Here is a 21,589-nt window from a genome sequence, read left to right as displayed (position 1 = left end):
TGGGGCACGGTGCGGGGCCTTTCGGTGGATCGTGGGGCGGGCGCGGCCGGCCCGGCCGGGCGCGCCCGCCCCGGCGGTACGGCGTGGCGCGGTGGCGGGCGGGCCTCAGCGGTAGAGCGCGGGCCGCTCGATCATGTCGACCACCACCCGCTCGCCGGTGGCCTGGGCGAGCACGCCCGCCTCGCACACCGCGGCCGCCGCATAGCCGTCCCAGCAGCTGGGGCCCTCGACCTCGCCGCGCAGGGTGGCGTTCACCCAGCGCTGCACCTGCCGGTCGTAGGCCTCCTCGAAGCGCTCCACGAAGCCGGGGGTGATGGCGCCGCCCCAGTGGCCCGCGGTGTTGGTGAACACCCCGTGGTCGTCGCCGATCCTGGCGGTGCCGCCCTCGCAGACCGCCTCGCAGCTGACCTGGTAGCCGAAGCGGCAGTTGACGAAGAGTTCGGTGTCCACGACCTTTCCGCCCGCGGTCTCGAAGAGGATCAGCTGCGGGTCGCTGAGGCCCTCGGGCGCGTTGCCGGTGGGGGCCGGGCGCAGCACGCGGACCGCGGCGATCTCCTCCTCCAGCAGCCAGCGGGTCACATCGATCTCGTGCACCACCGAGTCGTTGATCATCATCGCGTTGGTGAAGCCGGGCGGGGTGTCGGCGTTGCGGTGCTTGTTGTGCAGCATCAGCGGACGACCGTAAGTGCCCTGGTCCAGAAGGGACTTGAGGGTGCGGTAGTCGGCGTCGTAGCGGCGCATGAAGCCCACCTGGACGCGGCGGTGGCCGAGCGCCTGCTCGGCCTCCAGGACGCGCAGTGCGGAGGCGGCGTCCGGCGTCAGCGGCTTCTCGCACAGCACGGGCAGATCGCGCGCGAAGGCGTCCAGCAGCGCCGCCTCGTGGGCGGGGCCCGGTGAGGCGATCAGTACGGCGTCCACCGCGGGGTCGTCCATGGCGGCGGCCGGGTCGGTGTACGGGGTACACCCCTCGATGCCGCCGGCGAGGTGCTTGACCCGGTCGGCGTCGATGTCGACCACTGCCGCCACCCGGGCGCCGCTGATCACCTCGTTGATCCGGCGTACGTGGTCGGCACCCATCCGGCCGGTGCCGATGACCGCCACGCCGAGGGTCTGCTGCGGGCTCATCAGTTGTCTCTCCTTGGCTCGGTGGAGGTGTCAGGCGCCGCAGGAGCGCAGGAACCGGCGGGTGCGCTCGGCGATCGGGAACGGCTGGTCGGGCGGGCAGGGGTACATGTCCTGCTCGACGATGGCGAAGAGGTCGACATTCAGTTCCTGGGCGGCCTCCAGGACGGGCGGCAGCGCGGGCACACCGAGCGGCGGTTCGCACATCACGCCCTGCTGGACGGCGGGCCCGAAGGGCGTGCCCTTGGCGACGACCTCGCTGAGGATGTCCGGGTCGACCTGCTTGAGGTGGAGGTAGCCGATCCGCTCGCCGTAGGTGCGGATCAGCTTGACGCTGTCGCCGCCGCAGTAGGCGTAGTGGCCGGTGTCCAGGCAGAGGTTGACCAGATCGGAGTCGGTGACGTCCAGGAACCGCTCGACATGTTCCTCTGTGTCGATATGGGTGTCGGCGTGCGGGTGTACGACGATGTCCAGGCCGAATTCGTCCCGTACCCGCTTGCCCAGCCGCTCCATACCGGTGGTCAGATGCTTCCACTGCTCGACGGTCAGCTCGCGCGGCTCGATCTCCTCGGCGGTCTTGTCGTCCCGCCAGAAGGACGGGATGACGACAAGGTGCCCCGCGCCCATCGCCTGGGTGAGCGTGGCGACCTCGGAGACATGCGCCCAGGTCTTGTCCCATACGGACGGGCCGTGGTGCATCGAGGTGAAGATCGTGCCGGCCGAGACCTTGAGGCTGCGGCGGGCGATCTCGTCGTGCAGGACGGCCGGGTCGGTGGGCAGATAGCCGTACGGACCGAGCTCGATCCACTCATAGCCGGCCGTGGCGACCTCGTCCAGGAAGCGCTGCCAGGGGACCTGCTGGTCGTCGTCGGGGAACCACACTCCCCATGAGTCGGGGGCGGAACCGACGCGAATACGGTCCAGAACGGGCGGGGCGGCATGGGGATGGGACATGCTGCGGCTCTCCTCTCACCGGTCGGCGGTGACCGGGAAGGCGCTGGGGTGGGGTTGTGGGGCACAGCCTCTCTGCCGCCCCGGGGAGTGTCAAGACTTCGTCCTGACATAAGGACTTAAGGACTTTGTAACTCAGCGCGTGTGCCGGGGGTGCGCGCCAGGCGGGTCAACTCCCCCGGCCGGACGGGCCCGCCCCTTGTCGCCGTCTTGCCGTCGTCCGAATTCCGACCACCTTCCTCCTTGACGTCAGAATGTAAGGACAAACTATTGACAGGGTCTGACCCGCACCGTTAGACCTTTCCTCAGAGCCGAACCCGCCGAACCCGCCGCGCCGGCCGACCCGAAGGGGCGCACATGACCGAGCCGTACGACCTGATCACCATGGGCCGCATCGGAGTCGACATCTATCCGCTCCAGACCGGCGTGTCGCTGGCCCAGGTGGAGACCTTCGGAAAGTTCCTCGGCGGCTCCGCCACCAATGTCGCGGTCGCCGCCGCCCGGCTCGGCCGCCGTAGCGCCGTGATCAGCCGCACCGGCCGCGACCCCTTCGGCGACTACATTCATCAGGCGCTGCGCGACTTCGGCGTGGACGACCGCTGGGTGACCCCCGTCGACGCCTACCCGACACCGGTCACCTTCTGCGAGATCTTCCCGCCGGACGACTTCCCGCTCTACTTCTACCGCCGCCCCAAGGCCCCCGACCTTGTCATCCGCCCCGAAGAACTCGACCAGGATGCCATCGCGGCCGCCCGAATCTTCTGGATCACCGGTACCGGACTGTGCGAGGAGCCCAGCCGCAGCGCCACCCTTGCCGCGCTGGAGGCCCGCGCCGGAGCCTCGCCGGGCGCCACCACCGTCTTCGACCTCGACTGGCGGCCGATGTTCTGGGGCGGCGAGGGCGGCGCCTCCGGGGACGGCGGTGCGACCGGCGCCACGGCGATGGCCACCGCCCGTCCGTACTACGAAGCCGCCCTGAAGCACGCCACCGTCGCGGTCGGCAACCTCGACGAGGCCGAGGTCGCCACCGGACTGCGCGATCCCAAGGCCTGTGCCCAGGCCCTGCTGGACATGGGCGTCGAACTCGCCGTCATCAAACAGGGCCCCAAGGGTGTGCTCGCCGTCCACCGTGACGGCCGCACCGCCGAGGTCCCGCCCACCCCCGTCGAGGTCGTCAACGGCCTGGGCGCCGGCGACTCGTTCGGCGGCTCGCTCTGCCACGGGCTGCTGGCCGGCTGGGAGCTGGAGCCGATGATGCGCTACGCCAACGCCGCCGGCGCCATCGTCGCCTCCCGCCTCGCCTGCTCCTCCGCGATGCCCACGGCCGACGAGGTCGAGGCGTTCCTCGCAGGCCGGTGACGCCCCCAGCCGTGCCCCCGCGGCCACCCCGCCCCACCTGTGCACTCAAGAAGGTGAGTTGAGCCTTGACCCCTCGGATCAGTGACCTCGCGACGCTGCGGGCCCGGCACCCCGAAGCCGTCGCGGAGGCCGCCGCCCGCCGCACCCGTCGCCCGCTCCTCGGCGACAGCGGCCGGCTGATGATCGTCGCCGCCGACCACCCGGCCCGCGGCGCGCTCGCCGTCGGCGACCGGCGGCTCGCCATGGCCAACCGCCTCGACCTGCTCGAACGCCTGGTCCTCGCGCTGTCCCGGCCCGGCGTGGACGGTGTGCTCGCCACCGCCGACATTCTTGAGGACCTGCTGCTGCTCGGCGCCCTCGAAGGCAAGGTCGTGATGGGCTCCATGAACCGCGGCGGGATCGCCGGCGCCGCCTTCGAGATGGACGACCGGTTCACCGGCCACCGCCCCCAGGACATCGCCCGGCTCCGCTTCGACGCCGGCAAACTGCTGCTGCGCATCGACTACGACGACCCCGGCTCGCTGACCACGATGGAGACCACCGCCCGCGCCATCGACGCGATGGCCGAATTGGAACTGCCCACCTTCGTCGAGCCGTTCCTCTCCTCCCGGATAGAGGGCAAGGTCCGCAACGACCTCAGTCCCGAGGCCGTCACCCGCTCCGTGGCCATCGCCTCCGGCCTCGGCGGCACCTCCGCGTACACCTGGCTCAAGCTGCCGGTCACCGACGACCCCGACGCGATGGCCCGGGTCTGCGAGACCTCGACCCTGCCGACCGTGCTGCTCGGCGGCGACATCGGCACCACCGTCCAGCACCAGGAAGCCGCCTACGAGAAATGGCGCAAGGCGCTGCGGCTGCCCACCGTGCACGGCCTGGTCGTCGGCCGCTCCCTGCTCTACCCGGCCGACGGCGATGTCGCGGCCGCCGTGGACACCGCCGTAGGCCTGCTGTGAACGCCGCGATTTCCGCAGGAGACTCAAGACATGAGCACTGAATTCCACCTGAAGGCCGGAGCTGCGGCACAGGGCCCCTACGCCCTGGACATCGATCCGAAGCGGGCCGGCTGGGGCCACTCCTCACTGCGCGTCCTCGACCTGCCGCCCGGTGGCCACCACTCCTTCGCCACCGGCGACAGCGAATGGATCGTGCTGCCGCTCTCCGGCGGCTGCACGGTGCTGACCGACAGCGGCGAGACCCTCGAACTGGCCGGACGCGAGAGCGTGTTCAGCGGCGTCACGGACTTCGCGTACGTACCGCGCGACGCCCATGTACAGATCGCCAGCGGCGCCGGCGGCCGCTTCGCGCTCACCGGCGCCCGCTGCGAGCGCCGCCTCCCCGCCCGCTACGGCGCCGCCTGTGACGTCCCCGTGGAACTGCGCGGCACCGGCAACTGCTCCCGCCAGGTCAACAACTTCGGCGCGGCCGGCACGTTCGAGTGCGACAAACTCATCGCGGTGGAAGTGCTCACCCCCGGCGGCAACTGGTCCTCCTATCCGCCGCACAAGCACGACACCTGCCGCCCCGGCGAGGAGTCCGAACTCGAAGAGATCTACTACTTCGAGATCGCGCCCGCACACGGCAAGGAAGGCGTCGGCTACCAGCGTGTCACCCCCTCCGGACACGGCCGCGGCACCGACGTGCTGGCCGAGGTCCGCAGCGGCGACGCCGTCCTCATCCCCGACGGCTGGCACGGCCCGTCCATCGCCGCCCCCGGCCACGCCATGTACTACCTCAACGTCATGGCAGGACCCGGCGAAGAGCGCGAGTGGCTGATCTGCGACCACCCCGACCACGGCTGGATCCGCGCCACCTGGCCCGACCAGCCCGTCGACCCCCGCCTCCCCCTCTACCAAGCGCCCGCAGGAGACGCCCGATGAACGCCCCGACGACGCGCCGTCTTACGGTCGCGCAGGCCCTGGTCGAGTTCCTCGCCCACCAGTACACCGAGCGGGACGGCCGGCGGCACCGCCTGATCAACGCCTGCTGGGGCATCTTCGGCCACGGCAATGTCGCCGGCATCGGCCAGGCCCTGCTGGAATCCCAGGAGGCGCTGCCCTACCTCCAGGGCCGCAACGAACAGGCCATGGTGCACGCCGCCGTCGGCTACGCCCGGCAGTGCGACCGGCTCTCCGCACAGGCCGTCACCACCTCCATCGGCCCCGGCGCCACCAACCTCGTCACCGGCGCCGCGCTCGCCACCGTCAACCGCCTCCCGGTCCTGCTGCTGCCCGGCGACACCTTCGCCACCCGGCCCGCCGACCCCGTCCTCCAGCAGCTCGAAGTGCCCTACGCCGGCGATGTCACCGTCAATGACGCGCTGCGCCCGGTCTCCCGCTACTTCGACCGGGTCACCCGCCCCGAAGCGCTGATCCCCGCCGCCCTCCAGGCCATGCGGGTGCTCGCCGACCCCGTCGACACCGGCGCCGTCACCCTCGCGCTGCCCCAGGACGTCCAGGCCGAGGCGTACGACTGGCCGGAGGAGTTCTTCGCCGACCGCGTCTGGCGGGTCACCCGGCCGGCCCCCGACCCGCACTCCCTCGCCGACGCCGTACACGCCATCCGCGGCGCCCGCCGGCCGCTGCTCATCGCCGGCGGCGGCGTCCACCACAGCGAGGCCGAGGACGCGCTGCGCGCCTTCGCCGACACCACCGGCATCCCCGTGGCCTCCACCCAGGCCGGCAAGGGCTCCCTCCGCCACGACCACCCCGCCGACATCGGCGGCATCGGCCACACCGGCACCGCCACCGCCGACGCGCTGGCCCGCGAGGCCGACCTGATCATTGGCGTCGGCACCCGCTACACCGACTTCACCACCGCCTCCGCGACCCTCTTCGCGGCGCCCGGCGTCCGCTTCCTCAACCTCAACATCGCCTCCTTCGACTCCCACAAGCTCGGTGCCACCTCCTTCGTCGCCGACGCCCGCGCCGGACTCGAAGCGCTCACCATGGCGCTGTCCGAACACCGCGTCGACGCGGAGTACGAGGCCGCCTACGGAGCGGCGAAGGCGGACTGGGAGCGCCGGGTGGATGCCGCGTACGGCGCGGACGACGAGTCCGTGCGCCCCTCCCAGACCCAGGTCCTCGGCGCCCTGGACGCCCTCGTCGACGACACCGACGTGATCATCAACGCCGCCGGATCCCTCCCCGGTGACCTGCACAAACTCTGGCGCGCCCGGTCCCGCAGGCAGTACCACCTGGAATACGGCTACTCCTGCATGGGCTACGAGATCCCCGCCGCGATCGGCGTCCGGCTCGCCGCCCCCGACCGGCCGGTGTGGGCGCTGGTCGGCGACGGTACATATCTGATGAACCCCACCGAGATCGTCACCGCGGTCCAGGAGGGCATCCACATCAATGTCGTCCTCATCCAGAACCATGGCTATGCCTCGATCGGCGGGCTCTCCGAGCAGACCGGCGCCGAACGCTTCGGGACGGCGTACCGCTTCCGGGCCAAGGACGGCACGTATACGGGCGCGCCGCTGCCCGTCGATCTCGCCGCCAACGCCGCCTCGCTCGGCATGCATGTCATCCGGGCCGCCACGGTCGCCGAGCTGCGCGCCGCGCTCGCCGAGGCGCGGGGCGCGAACCGGCCCACATGTGTCTATGTCGAGACCGAAACGGCCGACACTGTGCCGGGCGCGCCGGCCGCTCAGGCCTGGTGGGATGTTCCTGTTGCCGAGACCGCGACGCGTCCGGCGGCGGTCGCCGCCCGTGAGGCGTACGACCGGCACGCCGCCGAACGCCGCCGCCACCTCTGACCCCTGATCGAAGTCGTCACCCCAGAAAGGCCCTCGCATGAAGACCATCAGCCACTGGATCGGCGGCAAGCCCGTCGAGGGCGTCTCCGGCAACTTCGGCCCGGTCTACAACCCGGCCACCGGCGCCCAGGAGAAGCAGGTCGCCTTCGCCTCCGTGGACGAGGTCGACGCCGCCGTCACCGCCGCCAAGGAAGCCTTCAAGACCTGGGGCACCAGCTCCCTGGCCAAGCGCACCTCGGTGCTGTTCAAGTACCGCGAGCTGGTCGACGCGCACCGCGACGAGATCGCCGCTCTGATCACCGCCGAGCACGGCAAGGTGCACTCCGACGCGCTCGGCGAGGTCGCCCGCGGTCTGGAGATCATCGAGCTGGCCTGCGGTATCCCCGAGAAGCTCAAGGGCGAGCTGTCCACCCAGGTCTCCACCCGCGTCGACGTCTCCTCGATCCGCCAGTCGCTCGGCGTGGTCGCCGGCATCACGCCGTTCAACTTCCCCGCGATGGTGCCGCTGTGGATGTTCCCGCTCGCCATCGCCTGCGGCAACACCTTCGTCCTCAAGCCGAGTGAGAAGGTACCCAGCGCCGCCTTCAAGCTCGCCGAGCTGGCCGCCGAGGCGGGCCTGCCCGACGGCGTACTGAACATCGTCAACGGCGACAAGGTGGCCGTCGACGCCATCCTGGAGCACCCCGGCATCGCCGCGGTCTCCTTCGTCGGCTCCACCCCCATCGCCCGCTACATCCACACCACCGGCACCGCCAACGGCAAGCGTGTCCAGGCGCTGGGCGGCGCCAAGAACCACATGCTGGTCCTCCCGGACGCCGACCTCGACCTGGCCGCGGACTCCGCGATCAACGCCGCCTACGGCTCGGCCGGCGAGCGCTGCATGGCCATCTCCGTCGTCGTGGCCGTCGGTGAGACCGCCGACCCGCTGATCGGCAAGATCAAGGAGCGCGCCGACAAGCTGCGGATCGGCCCCGGCGACGACCCGGCCTCCGAGATGGGCCCGCTGATCACCAAGGTCCACCGCGACAAGGTCGCCTCGTACGTCACCGGCGCCGCGGCCCAGGGCGCCGATGTCGTCATCGACGGCACCGGCTACACCGTCGAGGGCTACGAGGACGGCCACTGGCTCGGTGTCTCCCTCCTCGACAACGTCACGCCCGAGATGGACGCCTACCGCGACGAGATCTTCGGCCCGGTGCTGTCCGTGGTCCGCGTCGAGACCTACGACGAGGCCATCGCGCTGATGAACAACTCGCCGTGGGGCAACGGCACCGCGATCTTCACCCGGGACGGCGGCGCGGCCCGCCGCTTCCAGCTGGAGGTCGAGGCCGGCATGGTCGGCGTGAACGTGCCGATCCCGGTGCCGGTGGGCTACCACTCCTTCGGCGGCTGGAAGGACTCGCTCTTCGGTGACCACCACATCTACGGCAACGACGGCGTGCACTTCTACACCCGCGGCAAGGTCGTCACCACCCGCTGGCCCGACCCGTCCGACGGCGGCATCAACCTGGGCTTCCCCAGCAACCACTGACGGACGTCCCTGACCGGACCGCCGGACCCCCTGCCGGACCCCCGCCGGCAGGGGGTCCGGCATGTCCGGGCCGCCGACCGGTACATGTCGGACCGGTACGACAAACCCCAGGTCCGGGGTGAGACCACGGCCCTGCTCGTTGCTACCGTGCTCCCTCGCAGAGCACCGACATCACCGGGGGACGTAATGCCGCAATCCATGGCGCTCGCCAAGGGCGCCCGCATCACCGGCGGGGCATTCTGCCTGCTGTTCTTTCTCTTCACGGCCTACTGGCTGGCCGTCGACCTCGGTGAGTTCGGCGCCGACGGCCTGTGGGCCTCCTGGACCGGCGACCGCGTCCCCGGCACCAACCAGGTCACCGACCCCCTCCAACTCGGCCTCGCCTTCCTGCAGTTGGCCGCGGTGATCGCCGCCTTCGCCGGGCGGCGGGTGGCCGGCGGCCTGCTGGCCGTAGCCACCACCGTCACCTTCGCCACCGCCCTCCAGGCCCTGGTGAGCGTCGGCAACCACACCAGCGACGACCGCTGGTTCCGGAACGCCGAGAGCGCGACCTCGACCTTCGACGGTGTCTTCCTCAGCAGCCTGGCGCTGTTCCCGCTCACCCTCGTCGCCGGCATCGTGCTGCTCGCCGGAATGCGCTCCTGGCCGCGCCCGGCCCCCAGCGACCCGCCGAAGCGGCCCGGCAAGGCGCCCGGTGTGATCGGCGGCCTGGTGCTCGCCGCGATGGCGCTGTGCTACCTGGCCTATCACGGCTACATCCTGGTGCAGGCCGGCACCGGCTCCCTCGACATCTACTACCTCGGCCACGGCGCCCTGCTGTCCCTGCTGGGCCTGGCCCCCGGCTGGTACGCGCTGGTCTTCCTCCTGCTCACCGCGCCGGCCGCACTCAACAGCCTGATCCGCGGCGCCGCGGCCCGCGGTCTGGCCATCGGCCTGGCGATCGTCCTGCTGCCCGGCGCCCTGCTGACGTTCATCGCGATGGCCGGCCACGGGACGCTCTTCAAGCTCAACGACGCCATGCCGGGCCTGAGCCTGCTCAGCAACATCCAGCTCCTGGTCGACCTGCTCGGCTCGCTGGCCCTGCTCGCCCTGATGGCCCGCGGCGAACCGGTCGCCCCCGCCTGGTATCCGCCGGCCCAGGCCCCGCAGTTCGCCGCCCCCGGCTTCGTCCCGCCGCCCGGCCCCCAGGCCCCGCAGTTCGCCACCCCTGGCTTCGTCCCGCCGCCCGGCCCCCAGGCCCCGCCCGCCTGGCAGCCGCCGGTCGGCCCGGTGCCCCCGGTCAGCGGCCCGCCGATGCCGCCGGCCGGTGCCCCGCCGATGCCGCCCGGCACCCCGCCGCCCCCGCAGGGCGGATTCGGGCCGCCGCAGTACTGACGGCCCATATGCCTCACACGTGGCCCGCTCATGAGGGCCGCCCGCGTGGGGCGGCCCTCGTGTGGGGCTTATTGACCCTTGATCTTGTCCTTCATCTTCTGCACAAGGTCCGCTTTGTTCGCCTGCTTCTTGGCGGTGTTCGCGTTGTCCTTGCGGTCAGCCTCGATTTCGTGCCGAACGTTCTTGGGTCGGCCCTTGGACATGCTTTCTCTCTTTCGATCTGTTGGTACTCCCCGTTCCGGCAGCTGGCTGTCCGCTTGTGGTGCCGGGCGGGGCTGGCCCGTCCCCTTGCCGGGCCCTGCATGGGCCTCCGGGACGGGGACGGAATCTGTGGGTCAGCCGGTCGTCGGCTTTCCGTCGAGGCGGTCGCGCATCATTCGGGCGGGGCGACCGGAGACAGGCCACGGCGGCCCCGCCCTGGTCTATGTCACGGGCGGCGCACCGCCCGCCGTCGGGTCGGTCATGGACGTGCCCTCCGACCGGTCCGGAACGTCGCTGACCGCCGCCTGCACTGCGTCGATGCACGCGGTGAGACCGCGCAGCATCTCCGCGAGGTCCTCCTCGGTCAGCTCATCCATCCACGCGGTACGGGCCTTGAGGTCCGCACGCATGTGGTCAAGCTGCCGGTACAGCTCCCGGTACCTGACGTGCCGGTCCCACGCTTCCTCGGCCCGGTCGCGCAGCCGTGTCCACGCGCCCGCGCTCATGGCCGTGCCGCTTTCAGAGTGCGGGCCGGCCTCGCGGCTGTGCGGATGCCGACGCGGCCGAGGTTGATCCGGATGTCTCCCTCGGCGGTGTCGCTGAACGTCAGCTCCGGGAACATCATCTTCGCGTCAGCCAGGGCGAGTTGAAGATCTCTGTGGGTGTCCGCTGCTGCCTGGCCGGCGGTGCGCGCCTCGGTCGTCATCAGCGCACCGCCTTCGTGTGGGGGTGGCGCCGGATCTCTACGTTGCAGTCGATCACCTTGGACTTGTCCCCGACGGCGCGCGCCCCCGCGCGCTGCCCGGCCAGGGCCTGGCACACGTCGCACCCGGCAACGGGCTCGGGCTCCGGTACCGGAAAGGGGTCCTTCGGGTGGACGGTGCGGCAATTGCGGGCCATCAGGCCGTCACCTCCACACCGTGAATCCAGCGCGGTCCGGCATCGATGCCGTACGTCGCGAGGACCAGCGCGCGCCGCCGACCGCGCTGCAACCGCCGCTCCTGCCGCTCCTCGGACGTGAGGACGTACGGGCGGATCAGGGCAACATCCTCACCCCGCAGCAGCCCCGGCTGCTGCACCAGCACGCGGGGAAGTACGAGCGTCGGGGCGTCCTCATGGCTCGCTGCGGGCAGTGCGCCGGTGGACCGGTGACGCCCTCGCGTGGGCAGTAACCAGCGCAACAGAAGTTCGAAGATCCACGCGCTATGTTTGCGCATGTCGTCAACCTCCAGGGGGTTGGTGGCCATGCCCCCGGGCCGCAGCCACGGTCGCGGGGGTCCTTCATCTCTCGCGCCAGGTCCCGGCACTTACGCCCGGTCGGCTGATGCGCTCTCGCTTTAGGCAACCGCTCCGCTACAGGCAGCGGTACCGTTGCACCAGCAGCAGGACTTAAGAGCTTTAAGTGCGCTACCTGCCGAGGGAGTTGAAGGCGAGTGAGCACGCCGGAGCCAAATCGGGGCCTAGAGCGGCTGTTTCGCGAGACGGGCTGGACGCTGCGTCAGTTCGCTTGGGAGATCAACCGCATCGGTACCGAGCGCGGAACTCCGCTGAAGTACCGGGAACCGTCCGTTCACCAATGGCTCAGGGGGCATATCCCGAAGCTGGCGGTGCGCCCGTTGGTCGTTGAAGCCCTGTCGCGGCGGCTCACGCGTCCGATCACGCACGCAGAGGCGGGCTTCCCGCCGCCCGCCGGTGAGCCAAACGCCGGCCCGGGTACGGTTGACGGGCTCATCGACCTTGGCCGGCACGACATGGACCCTTCACGCCGAAGCGTTATAGGTGCCAGCCTCTTCTCCGTCGTGCTCGCTGTGCCTAATTGGCCGGACGTGGTGGGCCGGATGGAATCCACTCAGACCGGGGCGACACAGCGCATAGGAATGCCTGAGGTCGACATGGTCATTGCCATGACCGAGCGAATCTCGGATTTGGACGACCAGTTCGGGGGGCGTCATGCGCGCCCGATGGCGGCATCTTTCCTCGTGAATAGCGTGGCCCCGTATCTTCGAGCTGACGCTAAGGATGATGTCCGAAAAGCAATGATGTCGGCCGCTTCTGACTTGTGCTATCTCACCGGCTATATGGCAGTGGACGAGGGCTTGCATGGCTTGGCTCAGCGGTACTACCTGAAGGCTTTGGAGCTCGCCGGAGCTTCCGAAGACCATTTGACGTACTGCACGACGCTGCGCGGAATGAGTGTTCAGGCGGTCGACCTGGGGCATGGAATGAAGGCCGTGCGGTTGGCTGACGCAGCCGCAGCCGCGTCCCCGCAAGCAGGTCCACGAATGCGGGCATTCCTCGCTGGGCAGCAGGCGCACGCTGCTGCGCAAATTGGCGAGCGGAGTAATGCGCTGATGTACCTTCAGGAAGCGGAGGTTGCCATGGAAAAGGCCGAATCTAGGGGGAAGGCATTCGGCTCCTATGACCCGGCAGCACTCAATTACCATATCAGTCAAGTGCGTTACGAACTGGGTGACACTCACGGAGCCGTCGAGGCGATGCAGCAGTCAGACAAAGTCCGCTTCAGCGTCTACCGCCGCGCTCGCGTACGGCACAGGGCTACGCTCGCGGAACGGCAACTGGAAGTCGGCCACTTGGAAGCCGCCTGCGCTACCTGGCATCAGGCCCTGGACGACTATCCCATGGTGCAGTCCGGCCGCGCCGACGACCGGATCAGGACCATGTTCAGCCGACTTCGTCCGCACCTGAAGAACACCACCGCGCGGGCACTGTACGAGCGGGCGCGTAGCGTCGTTCCGCCACGGCTCCTCACCTGATCAAGCACGGACTGCCCGCCCGGCACGCGGCCCCGTGATGGCGAATTCGAGGAGCCGTTGCTGTGTTGGCACGATGCCGCGCCGTCCGCATCCGGCAACGCGCGGGTTGCTGCGGCTGAGGATGCTTGACACACCGCAGAAAAACAATGTGCCCGGGCGCCCGCCGATCGCTATGGTGCGGCGGTGCGCCCCGAGCGCAATCACTGCTGCGACAAGGGAGGTTGATGAATATGGTCCGCCGGACGCGTCATCAGCATGCCCTTGTCCGGGCCGTCTGAGCGGAAGCCGGAGCCGCAAGCCTGAGCTCCGAGCGCTCCGCACGGCCCGGTCGCCGAAAACGACCAGGAGTGACGAGTGTCCTCTCCCTCTTCTTCGCCTTCCTTCTCCTCCTCCCTCTCTTCCCGCGGTACGGATCTGCTCACCGACCGCCTCGTACTGCGGCCATGGTCCGACGCCGAGACCACCGCCGTCGTCACCGGGACCCGGCAGCCGCACTGGGCGGCCGACTTCCCCGCCGACGGCGACCGCGTCATCGCCGGCTTCACCGCCGAACACCCGCAAGCGCGCGGCCCGTACGGCCAGCGGCAGATCATCGAGCGGGCGAGCGGCCTGGTGGTCGGCGCCATCGGACTGTTCTGGCCGCCGGACGAGGGCTCGGTCGAGTTCGGGTACGGCATCGTGCCGTCCCGGCGGGGACGCGGCTATGCGCCCGAGGCGGCCCGCGCCCTGGTGGCGTTCGCGTTCACCGCGCCGGGCGTGCACACGGTCTGCGCGGACGTCGAGCTGTCGAACCCGGCCTCCTGCCGCGTGCTGGAAAAGGCCGGACTGGAGCGCTGGAGCAGCGATGACAAGCTGGCGCGGTTCCGTGTGACGGCGCCCGAGCGGTAGGGCCCCGGCCCGGCCGGTCTCGTACCGCGTTCGTGGTACGAGGCCGGCGAACCCTACTCCCGGGGGAGACCGCCGGGTTCAGCCCGGGGTACCGGCCGCCCGCTCCGGCCCGTACCTAGGATTCACGGTATGGATCTCCGAGGTCTCAGACTGCGCGGACGGCGCCTGTATGCCACGGTGGGCGCGCTGGCCGTCCTCATGGGAGGCGGCACCTGGGCGGCCGCCTCCTCGGACACCACACCCGCCGTGCACCGCGAGGACCGGCTGCTGACCATGCCCGAGACGCCGGGCGGCAAGAAGGCGGTACGGATCGACACCTCCTTCTTCACCGCCGGGGGAGGGGCAACCGGGGGCGGCTCCGGCGCCCGCCGCCCCGCGGTGCTGCTCGGCCACGGCTTCGGCGGCAGCAAGGCCGATCTGCGGGCCCAGGCCCAGCAACTGGCCCGGGACGGCTACGCCGTCCTCACCTGGTCGGCGCGCGGCTTCGGGAGGTCCACCGGGAAGATCGGACTGAACGACCCGGACGGCGAGGTCGCCGACGTCAGCCGGCTGATCGACTGGCTGGCCAAGCGGCCCGAGGTGCAGCTCGACAAGGCCGGCGACCCCCGGGTCGGCGTCGCCGGCGCCTCGTACGGCGGCGCGATCTCCCTGCTGGCGGCCGGTCACGACCCGCGCGTCGACGCCATCGCCCCGCAGATCACGTACTGGAACCTCGCCGACGCACTCTTCCCCCACGGTGTGTTCAAGAAGCTGTGGGCGGGGATCTTCTTCACCACCGGCTCGGCCGGCGCTCCCACCGGCGCTCCGGGCGCCGCGCCCGTCACGTCCGGCGGCTGCGGGAAGTTCGAGCCCGCGCTGTGCCGGATGTACGAGCGGGTCGCCGTCGCCGGCAAGCCGGACGCCGCGGCCCGCCGCCTGCTGGAGGCCCGCAGCCCGTCCGCCGTCGGCGACCGCATCAAGGTGCCGACCCTGATCATGCAGGGCCAGACCGATTCGCTGTTCACCCTCGACCAGGCCGACGCCATGCAGCAGGCGATCCGCAAGAACGGCGCACCGGTCGACGTCGACTGGATCGCCGGCGGCCACGACGGCGGGGACCGCGAGACCGCCCGCCTCCAGGCCCGTACGAAGGCCTGGTTCGACCGGTATCTGAAGGGCGACAAGGGCGCCGACACCGGGCCCGCGTTCCGGATCAGCCGCACCGGGGGAGTGGACTCCACCGACGGCGCGGTGCGGCTGCGCGGCGCGAGCGCGGACCGCTATGCCGGCCTGGACCACGATCCACGGCGGATCCGGTTGGCCGGCCGCACCCAGACCTTCGGCAACCCGGCCGGCGCCGGACCGCCCGCCATCTCCGCGGTGCCCGGCGTCGGCGCGCTCGGCAACCTCTCCGCCCTCGGCGCGGGCGGTCTGTCCCTGGACTTCCCCGGCCAGTACGCCCGCTTCGAATCGGCGCCGCTGCCCGACCCCGTCCACCTCACCGGCAGCCCCACCGCCACCGTGCGGGTGCGCGCCGACTCCGGGGACGCGGTGTTCTTCGCCAAGCTCTACGACGTCGCCCCGGACGGCCGCCGCCAGGTGCTGCCCGCCCAGCTCGTCACGCCGTACCGCGTCGAGGACGCCCGCGACGGCAGGACCGTGCGGCTCCAACTGCCCGCCGTCGACCATGATTTCGCGGCCGGCCACCGGCTGCGGCTGGTGCTGTCCGCCACCGACCTCGGCTATGCCTCACCGGCCGAGCCCGCCACCTACACCGTCTCCCTCAAGGACGGCGGCATCAGTGTGCCCACCGCACCCCAGGTGCGCAGCGCGGCCGCCCCGCTGCCCGCCTGGACCTGGGCGCTGCCCGCCGCGGCCGCGGTGATCGCCGCGCTGCTGCTGCTCACCGCCCGCCGCAGGACCGCGGCGCCCGCCCCCGACCCGGCGCTCGCCGAAGTCCCGCTGCAGATCAGCGAATTGAGCAAGCGCTACGCCAAGTCCGCCGACAGGTACGCCGTACGGGACCTGTCCTTCCGCGTCGAGAAGGGCCAGGTGCTGGGCCTGCTGGGGCCCAACGGCGCCGGCAAGACCACCACGCTGCGGATGCTGATGGGCCTGATCACGCCCGACGAGGGCGAGATCAGGATCTTCGGGCAGGCGATCCGTCCGGGCGCCCCGGTGCTGTCGCGGGTCGGCGCGTTCGTGGAGGGCGCCGGCTTCCTGCCGCATCTGTCCGGCCGGGCCAACCTCGATCTGTACTGGCAGGCCACCGGGCGGCCCGCCGCCGATGCGCATCTCGACGAGGCGCTGGCGATCGCCGGCCTCGGCGACGCCCTGCAACGCGCCGTGCGCACCTATTCCCAGGGCATGCGGCAGCGCCTGGCCATCGCCCAGGCCATGCTCGGCCTGCCGGATCTGCTGATCCTCGACGAACCGACCAACGGGCTGGACCCGCCGCAGATCCGTGAGATGCGCGATGTGATGATCCGTTACGCCGCCGCCGGACGCACCGTCATCGTCTCCAGCCATCTGCTGTCCGAGGTCGAACAGAGCTGTACCCATCTGGTCGTCATGGACCGCGGACAGCTCGTGCAGGCCGGGCCGGTCGCCGAGATCACCGGTTCCGGTGACACCCTGCTGGTCGGCGTCGCCGGTACGGAGCCGCTCTCCGACGCCCTGGTGGAGAAGGTCGATGCGCTGCCCGGCGTCGCCTCCGCCGTACGCGCCGACGAGGGTCTGCTGGTCCGCCTCGCCGACCCGGCCGGCGCCCCGCAACTGCTCGCCGAGCTCCTCAGGCTGGAGATCCCCGTGGACCGTATCGGCCCGCACCGCCGCCTTGAGGATGCCTTCCTCACCCTGATCGGAGGTGACCGATGACCGCGACCCCCGTGGCGCGGGCGCCGGGCTACCGTGCCCGCCGCACCCTGCCGCTGCGCGTCGAGGCCCGGCGCCAGCTGCTGCGCCGCCGCACGCTGGTGATCGCCGCCATCCTGGCGCTGCTGCCGTTCGTGCTGGTGGCGGCGTTCGCGATCGGCGGTGACCCGAGCAGCCGCAACAACGGCCGGATCACCCTGATGGACAGCGCCACCGCCTCCGGCGGCAACTTCGCCGCCACCGTGCTGTTCGTCTCCGCGGGCTTCCTGCTGGTGGTCCCGGTGGCGCTGTTCTGCGGCGACACGGTCGCCTCGGAAGCGAGCTGGTCCTCGTTGCGCTATCTGCTCGCCGCGCCGGTCCCACGGGCCCGGCTGCTGCTGAGCAAGCTGACCGTCGGGCTGCTGTTCAGCGCCGCCGCGATGCTGCTGCTGCCGCTGGTCGCACTGGGCGTGGGCATCGCCGCGTACGGCTGGGGACCGCTGCAACTGCCCACCGGCGGCGCGCTGTCCGCGGGTGAGGCGGTGCCGCGGCTGGCTGTCGTGGTCGGCTACATCTTCGTCAGCCAACTGGTCACCGCGGCGCTCGCCTTCTGGCTGTCGACGGTGACCGACGCACCGCTGGGCGCGGTCGGCGGCGCCGTCGGTCTGACCATCGTCGGCAATGTCCTCGACCAGGTCACCGCCCTCGGCGACTGGCGCGACGTGCTGCCCGCCCACTGGCAGTACTCCTGGGCGGACGCCCTGCAGCCCCGGATGGAGTGGTCCGGGATGATCCAGGGCTCCGCGGTCTCGGTGTCGTATGCGCTGGTGCTCTGCGCGCTGGCGTTCCGCGGGTTCGCGCGCAAGGACGTGGTGTCCTGACGGCGCACGCGCCGCTGCCGGTGGCCGGCGGGCGAACATCCGTCCTGCTGACCCTGACCCTGACCCTGACCCTCGCCGCCTCCGGCCCGGCCGCCGCCCACCCGCGGACCGCGCCGGCCGCGGACACCGTCCGCTCCGACCCCAACGGCCGGCACACCGCCGCCGAGATCCACCGCTTCCTGACCGCCTTCTACGGTCACCACGGCCCCAGCAGCTGGGCCCGTGAGCACCGGGTCTCCGACCACCTCAAGGACCGGGCCGCCCACACCGAGGGCTACGACCTGCTGCTGTGCGCCCAGAACACCCCGCGGGAGATCACCATCGGCAAGGTGACCACCGCCCAGTCCGCGGGCGTCGGCCGGGCGACGGTCACCACCTTCTGGGACGGCAATGCCCGCCACTCCTTCACCGCCTACGTGGGCCTGGATTCCCACCCGATCGAACTGCAGGACGTCGACTGCGCGCCATGAGCCGCGGCCGTCGCCGTACGTCCGGGGGCCGGCCGGCCGTGTCAGGCGGTCGGCCCCTGCATGTGCGCACTGACCCACCGCATCGTGCCCTCGCCCAGGCCCTGCACATAGGTCGCGGCGCTGTGCGTGCCGCCCGGCACGATCTGCAGCCGCGTCCGCACCGGACCGTGCCCGTACTGCGCGATGAACTTCCGCACCTTCGGCAGCACCGTGTACTCCCGGGAGCCGTCCTGGAAGGCGAGGTAGACCTCCGGACCGCCGCGCGCCATCAGCCGGCGGGCGAGCACCTCCGGGTTGTTCCCCCGCTCCTCCCTGGCGTGGCCGTTCCACAGCGGTGAGTCGGGCACGATGTCCGGCCCGTTGGGGATCGCCACCTTGAACGTGTCCGGGTGCTGGAGCACGTTCTTCAGCGCCGCGAACCCGCCCGACGAGGAGCCCATGATCGCCCAGGCGTCACGGGTCTTGAGGGTGCGGAAGTTCTGCCGTACGAGATCGGGCACGTCCTGGCTGAGCCAGGTGCCGATCTTGGGCTGGCCCGGTATGTCGCTGCCGTCGTAGTACTGCTTGTCATTGGGGTTGAGCACCGGCATGACGACGATGAACGGCAGGCTGGTGCCGTTCTTGGACCACTGGGCGAGGTTCTCCTCCAGCTTGAGGTCGGAGCCGATCCAGTAGTTCACGGGGTAGCCGTATGCGCCGGGCAGCGCCTCCATCACCGGGAAGCCCTTGTTCGCGTTCCGCTTCTCGTAGTACTCCGGCGGCGCCCACACCCACACCTTCCCGGTGAAGCCCGACTTCGGACCGTGGAAGGTGGTCACCGCTATCGGAGTGTTCTCCCCGGCCCCGCCGACCCGGCTCACCTCCTCGAAGCTGATCGGATGCGTGGGCCACTGCACCAGCGACCGCTTCCCCGGTGGCGTGGCATGCAGCGCGGCGCCCGTCTTGGGGCCGCCGAACCGTACGGGGGAAGCCTGGGAGGCGCTGGTGCCACAGCCGGCCGTACCGACGAGAACGGTCAGGGCGATCAGCGCGATCACCGGATGGAACAGTGCTTTGCGCACGGGGCCTTCTCCTTGCCGAACACGCCGGGAGCTGTCCCGGCTGACCAGCAAGAGGGAGCCCGGGCGGGCCGTGGTTTCCCTTCCGGGGTGTCGGCTTGCTCGCACCGCCCACCCGGAATCGGTGCATCCCCTTGGTGACCTGGGATGTTTTACGCGCGCCGGAAGGGCGGTTTACCGGGATTTTCCCGGTGGGAGGGGCGCAGGAGACGCCGGACAAGGCCCGCCCCGACCACTCCGGAACCCCCGCTTTCGGCCCTTATCCTCTCGCTATGACCTGGTCGCGTGCGCTCAAGGAAGCCGCCCGCTCCGGGCTGACCATCGAGCGGACCAAGCTCACCCCGCTGATCGCCGTCCGTGGCTCGGCCGGCGTCGCGATCGTCATCGGCCTGTGCCTGTGGCGCGGAGACCCGATCCTCGCGGTCTCCTCCGCCTTCGGCGCCTTCGCCGCCGGCATCGTCACCTTCCAGCGCAGCATGCGGCCGCGCCCCGTACTGGCGCTCGCCGTCGCCGGCGCGCTGGCGGTCTCCACCTTCCTCGGCTACCTGGCCGCCGCCCATGTCGTCGCCTTCGTCCTGTTGCTCGCCGGCTGGACCTTCCTCGCCGGGATGGCCTGGGCGATCGGCCCGGTCTCCGGACTGGTCGGCACCCAGGCCGTGGCGATCATGCTGGTCACCGTCACCCTGCCGACATCCGTCCTCGGCGCACTGGAACACGCCGCCCTGATCTTCTTCGGCGGCCTCGTCCAGGCCACCCTCATCGTCGTCTTCCCGGTCCGCCCCTGGGGCATCCAGCGCGATGCGCTCGCCGACGCGCTGGCCGCCGAGGCGGACTACGCCCGGCGGCTGCGGCACGACCCCGTCGCCCCGTTCGACCCCTCGCCCCTGATGGACGCCCGGCTGGCCTCCGCCGTGACCCCACGTCAGGCCAAGCGCCGCCCCGCCCAACTGCACGGCCCCCGCGGCCTCGCCGAACGCGTCCGGCCGCTCCTCGCCTCACTCGCCGACCCGGTCATCGGCGCCCCCCTGGAAGGGCCCGAACGCGACCGCGCCCGCGACCTGCTCGGCGCCGCGGCCACCGTCCTGGACGCCGTCGCGCACGCCGTGCGGCACGCCAAACCGGTCCGGCTGCCCCCCGAAGCGATGGCCACCCTCGAAGTCCCCGCAACCGGCCCGATGCTCCAGGGCGCGGCCCGCCGCGCCGCGTACCGCCTGATCTCCCTGCTCGCCGACGCCGTCGAACTCACCGACGAGCCGGTCCAGGCCACCCGCCCCACCACCGAGGCCGAACGCGGCCATCTGCTGCGCCCCAGCATCCCCCGACTGGTGCCGGCCGCGCTGCGCGCCCTGCACCGCGAGGCACGCTGGTCCTCGCACATCTTCCGGCACGCCCTCCGCGTCTGCGCGGTCTCCGCCGCCGGCTTTCTGCTGGGCACCGCGCTCCCGTTCGGCCACGGCTACTGGGCACCGCTCGCCTCCGTCATGGTCATGCGCCCCGACTTCGCCCAGACCTACTCCCGCGGCGTCGCCCGCTTCACCGGCACCCTCGTCGGCGTCACCGTCGGGGGCCTGGTGATGGCGCTCGCCCACCCCGGCGTGTACGTCAGCGCCGGCCTCGCCGTCGTCTGCGTATGGCTCATGTACCTGCTGATGCGCACCGGCTTCTCGGTGACCTCGGCATGCGTGGCCGCCTATGTCGTCTTCCTGCTCGGCATCGCCGGCGAGGGCTGGGAACAGACCGTCCAGGAACGCATCGTGCTCACCCTCGTCGGCGGACTGCTCGCGATGCTGTCGTACGCGCTGTTCCCCGCCTGGGAGACCCCCAAGCTGCGCGACCGCCTCGCCGCATGGCTGGCCGCCAACGGGCGCTACGCACTGGCCGTGTTCGAGGCCTGCGCCCACCCCGCCGAACGCCGCCCACGGCAGGTCCGCGAGGCCCTGCTGGACGCCCGCGCCGCCCGCCTCGCCTGGGAGGAGAGCGAGGCCCGGGCCGAGAAGGAACCCGTACGCCACCGCGGACTGTCGCTCACCTCGGCCAAGGCGGCCAGCGCCGCGCTGGCCACGATGGGCCGGGTCACCATGATCCTGGAGGCCCATCTCCCCGACAAGGACGCCGAACCCTCGGCCGGCGCCGCCGCGTTCACCGCCGAACTGCGCCCCTCCCTGGAGCGCGCCGTGCGGGCCGTCCGGGAGGGGGAGCCACTGAACTGGAGCGCGCTGCGCGCCGTATGGGAGCAGTGGGACACCGAGGCCGAGAGCGAGGGCGTCGCACTGCGCGTCGCGGAGCTGCTGCTCGACGCCCTCGACGACCTGGCCGAGGCGCTGCCCACGGGAACCATTGCGCAGCCCCGGTAGTCTTATCAATTGCCCGCAATGATCCTCATTGGCATCC

20 protein-coding genes are annotated in these 21,589 nt (G+C 71.2%); 12 read left to right on the top strand and 8 right to left on the bottom strand.

All coding sequences use genetic code 11. The features are described from left to right. Positions 1–105: 105 nt before the first annotated feature. Both KI385_RS16920 and KI385_RS16915 read right to left on the bottom strand, forming a co-directional pair. The gene (locus KI385_RS16920; RefSeq protein WP_238573034.1) at positions 106–1,125 is read right to left on the bottom strand and encodes a Gfo/Idh/MocA family protein; all 1,020 of its coding nucleotides are present in this window, start codon (positions 1,123–1,125) and stop codon (positions 106–108) included. 30 nt (positions 1,126–1,155) lie between these two features. Then, the gene (locus KI385_RS16915; protein WP_128511352.1) at positions 1,156–2,076 is read right to left on the bottom strand and encodes a sugar phosphate isomerase/epimerase family protein; all 921 of its coding nucleotides are present in this window, start codon (positions 2,074–2,076) and stop codon (positions 1,156–1,158) included. 354 nt (positions 2,077–2,430) lie between these two features. Between KI385_RS16915 and iolC the strand changes: the two genes are divergently transcribed. The 6 genes from iolC (at position 2,431) to KI385_RS16885 (ending at position 10,094) form a co-directional block, all read left to right on the top strand. Then, a complete protein-coding gene (gene iolC / locus KI385_RS16910; RefSeq protein WP_238573033.1) occupies positions 2,431–3,432 on the top strand; it encodes a 5-dehydro-2-deoxygluconokinase in 1,002 nt (333 codons plus the stop codon). Positions 3,433–3,497: 65 nt separating this feature from the next. Beyond that, a complete protein-coding gene (locus KI385_RS16905; RefSeq protein ID WP_238573032.1) occupies positions 3,498–4,385 on the top strand; it encodes a Cgl0159 family (beta/alpha)8-fold protein in 888 nt (295 codons plus the stop codon). A gap of 30 nt (positions 4,386–4,415) precedes the next feature. Further along, positions 4,416–5,309, top strand: a complete 894-nt coding sequence (gene iolB, locus KI385_RS16900) for a 5-deoxy-glucuronate isomerase (RefSeq protein WP_238573031.1) — start codon at positions 4,416–4,418, stop codon at positions 5,307–5,309. Further along, on the top strand, positions 5,306–7,189 hold the full coding sequence (gene iolD, locus KI385_RS16895) for a 3D-(3,5/4)-trihydroxycyclohexane-1,2-dione acylhydrolase (decyclizing) (RefSeq protein ID WP_238573030.1): 1,884 nt from the start codon (positions 5,306–5,308) through the stop codon (positions 7,187–7,189). The genes iolB and iolD overlap by 4 nt, the downstream gene beginning before the upstream one ends. 37 nt (positions 7,190–7,226) lie before the next feature. After that, positions 7,227–8,720, top strand: coding sequence for a CoA-acylating methylmalonate-semialdehyde dehydrogenase (locus KI385_RS16890; RefSeq protein WP_238573029.1), 1,494 nt, complete (start codon positions 7,227–7,229; stop codon positions 8,718–8,720). Between the two features lie 186 nt (positions 8,721–8,906). Beyond that, positions 8,907–10,094: a hypothetical protein gene (locus KI385_RS16885; RefSeq protein ID WP_238578098.1), complete on the top strand. Its 1,188-nt coding sequence runs from the start codon at positions 8,907–8,909 to the stop codon at positions 10,092–10,094. A gap of 68 nt (positions 10,095–10,162) precedes the next feature. Here KI385_RS16885 and KI385_RS43940 read toward each other — a convergent pair whose 3' ends face one another. From KI385_RS43940 to KI385_RS16865, 5 genes are all read right to left on the bottom strand, one after another. After that, positions 10,163–10,297, bottom strand: coding sequence for a hypothetical protein (locus KI385_RS43940; RefSeq protein WP_281066870.1), 135 nt, complete (start codon positions 10,295–10,297; stop codon positions 10,163–10,165). 219 nt (positions 10,298–10,516) lie between these two features. Beyond that, positions 10,517–10,801 carry a hypothetical protein gene (locus KI385_RS16880; protein WP_238573028.1) on the bottom strand — a complete coding sequence of 95 codons (285 nt, stop codon included), beginning with the start codon at positions 10,799–10,801 and terminating at the stop codon, positions 10,517–10,519. After that, positions 10,798–11,001, bottom strand: coding sequence for a hypothetical protein (locus KI385_RS16875; RefSeq protein WP_238573027.1), 204 nt, complete (start codon positions 10,999–11,001; stop codon positions 10,798–10,800). The genes KI385_RS16880 and KI385_RS16875 overlap by 4 nt, the downstream gene beginning before the upstream one ends. Next, positions 11,001–11,195, bottom strand: a complete 195-nt coding sequence (locus KI385_RS16870) for a hypothetical protein (protein WP_238573026.1) — start codon at positions 11,193–11,195, stop codon at positions 11,001–11,003. Before KI385_RS16870 ends, KI385_RS16875 begins: the two co-directional genes overlap by 1 nt. Further along, positions 11,195–11,512: a hypothetical protein gene (locus KI385_RS16865; protein ID WP_238573025.1), complete on the bottom strand. Its 318-nt coding sequence runs from the start codon at positions 11,510–11,512 to the stop codon at positions 11,195–11,197. Before KI385_RS16865 ends, KI385_RS16870 begins: the two co-directional genes overlap by 1 nt. 216 nt (positions 11,513–11,728) lie before the next feature. On the opposite strand from KI385_RS16865, the gene KI385_RS16860 reads away from it, so the two are divergent. From KI385_RS16860 to KI385_RS16840, 5 genes are all read left to right on the top strand, one after another. Further along, positions 11,729–13,069 (top strand): NsdA family TPR-like regulatory protein, encoded by a 1,341-nt coding sequence (locus KI385_RS16860; RefSeq protein WP_238573024.1) that lies wholly within the window; start codon positions 11,729–11,731, stop codon positions 13,067–13,069. Between the two features lie 354 nt (positions 13,070–13,423). After that, positions 13,424–13,957 (top strand): GNAT family N-acetyltransferase, encoded by a 534-nt coding sequence (locus tag KI385_RS16855; protein ID WP_238573023.1) that lies wholly within the window; start codon positions 13,424–13,426, stop codon positions 13,955–13,957. A 129-nt stretch (positions 13,958–14,086) separates the two neighbouring features. Then, positions 14,087–16,813 carry an alpha/beta fold hydrolase gene (locus KI385_RS16850; protein WP_238573022.1) on the top strand — a complete coding sequence of 909 codons (2,727 nt, stop codon included), beginning with the start codon at positions 14,087–14,089 and terminating at the stop codon, positions 16,811–16,813. After that, positions 16,810–17,670 (top strand): ABC transporter permease, encoded by an 861-nt coding sequence (locus KI385_RS16845; RefSeq protein ID WP_238573021.1) that lies wholly within the window; start codon positions 16,810–16,812, stop codon positions 17,668–17,670. Before KI385_RS16850 ends, KI385_RS16845 begins: the two co-directional genes overlap by 4 nt. A gap of 20 nt (positions 17,671–17,690) precedes the next feature. Continuing rightward, entirely contained in the window at positions 17,691–18,140 is a 450-nt protein-coding gene (locus KI385_RS16840) for a hypothetical protein (RefSeq protein ID WP_238573020.1), read from the top strand. Positions 18,141–18,181: 41 nt separating this feature from the next. On the opposite strand, the gene KI385_RS16835 is transcribed toward KI385_RS16840, so the two are convergent. Further along, positions 18,182–19,201 (bottom strand): alpha/beta hydrolase, encoded by a 1,020-nt coding sequence (locus KI385_RS16835; protein ID WP_238573019.1) that lies wholly within the window; start codon positions 19,199–19,201, stop codon positions 18,182–18,184. A gap of 269 nt (positions 19,202–19,470) precedes the next feature. Between KI385_RS16835 and KI385_RS16830 the strand changes: the two genes are divergently transcribed. Continuing rightward, a complete protein-coding gene (locus KI385_RS16830; RefSeq protein ID WP_238573018.1) occupies positions 19,471–21,552 on the top strand; it encodes an FUSC family protein in 2,082 nt (693 codons plus the stop codon). The last annotated feature ends 37 nt before the right edge of the window (positions 21,553–21,589 follow it).

The sequence above is a fragment of the Streptomyces inhibens genome (assembly GCF_022221585.1).
Classification (GTDB): Bacteria; Actinomycetota; Actinomycetes; order Streptomycetales; family Streptomycetaceae; genus Streptomyces; species Streptomyces inhibens.
The sequence above is the reverse complement of the archived record's forward strand: the minus strand, read 5'-3'. Positions and strand labels throughout refer to the sequence as shown.

Excerpts from the sequence above, each read along its gene's own strand:
- KI385_RS16920 (WP_238573034.1), bottom strand. The coding sequence starts at position 1,125 with ATGAGCCCGCAGCAGACCCTCGGCGTGGCGGTCATCGGCACCGGCCGG.
- KI385_RS16915 (WP_128511352.1), bottom strand. The coding sequence starts at position 2,076 with ATGTCCCATCCCCATGCCGCCCCGCCCGTTCTGGACCGTATTCGCGTC.
- iolC (WP_238573033.1), top strand. The coding sequence starts at position 2,431 with ATGACCGAGCCGTACGACCTGATCACCATGGGCCGCATCGGAGTCGAC.
- iolB (WP_238573031.1), top strand. The coding sequence starts at position 4,416 with ATGAGCACTGAATTCCACCTGAAGGCCGGAGCTGCGGCACAGGGCCCC.
- iolD (WP_238573030.1), top strand. The coding sequence starts at position 5,306 with ATGAACGCCCCGACGACGCGCCGTCTTACGGTCGCGCAGGCCCTGGTC.
- KI385_RS16890 (WP_238573029.1), top strand. The coding sequence starts at position 7,227 with ATGAAGACCATCAGCCACTGGATCGGCGGCAAGCCCGTCGAGGGCGTC.
- KI385_RS16885 (WP_238578098.1), top strand. The coding sequence starts at position 8,907 with ATGCCGCAATCCATGGCGCTCGCCAAGGGCGCCCGCATCACCGGCGGG.
- KI385_RS43940 (WP_281066870.1), bottom strand. The coding sequence starts at position 10,297 with ATGTCCAAGGGCCGACCCAAGAACGTTCGGCACGAAATCGAGGCTGAC.
- KI385_RS16880 (WP_238573028.1), bottom strand. The coding sequence starts at position 10,801 with ATGAGCGCGGGCGCGTGGACACGGCTGCGCGACCGGGCCGAGGAAGCG.
- KI385_RS16875 (WP_238573027.1), bottom strand. The coding sequence starts at position 11,001 with ATGACGACCGAGGCGCGCACCGCCGGCCAGGCAGCAGCGGACACCCAC.
- KI385_RS16870 (WP_238573026.1), bottom strand. The coding sequence starts at position 11,195 with ATGGCCCGCAATTGCCGCACCGTCCACCCGAAGGACCCCTTTCCGGTA.
- KI385_RS16865 (WP_238573025.1), bottom strand. The coding sequence starts at position 11,512 with ATGCGCAAACATAGCGCGTGGATCTTCGAACTTCTGTTGCGCTGGTTA.
- KI385_RS16850 (WP_238573022.1), top strand. The coding sequence starts at position 14,087 with ATGGATCTCCGAGGTCTCAGACTGCGCGGACGGCGCCTGTATGCCACG.
- KI385_RS16845 (WP_238573021.1), top strand. The coding sequence starts at position 16,810 with ATGACCGCGACCCCCGTGGCGCGGGCGCCGGGCTACCGTGCCCGCCGC.
- KI385_RS16830 (WP_238573018.1), top strand. The coding sequence starts at position 19,471 with ATGACCTGGTCGCGTGCGCTCAAGGAAGCCGCCCGCTCCGGGCTGACC.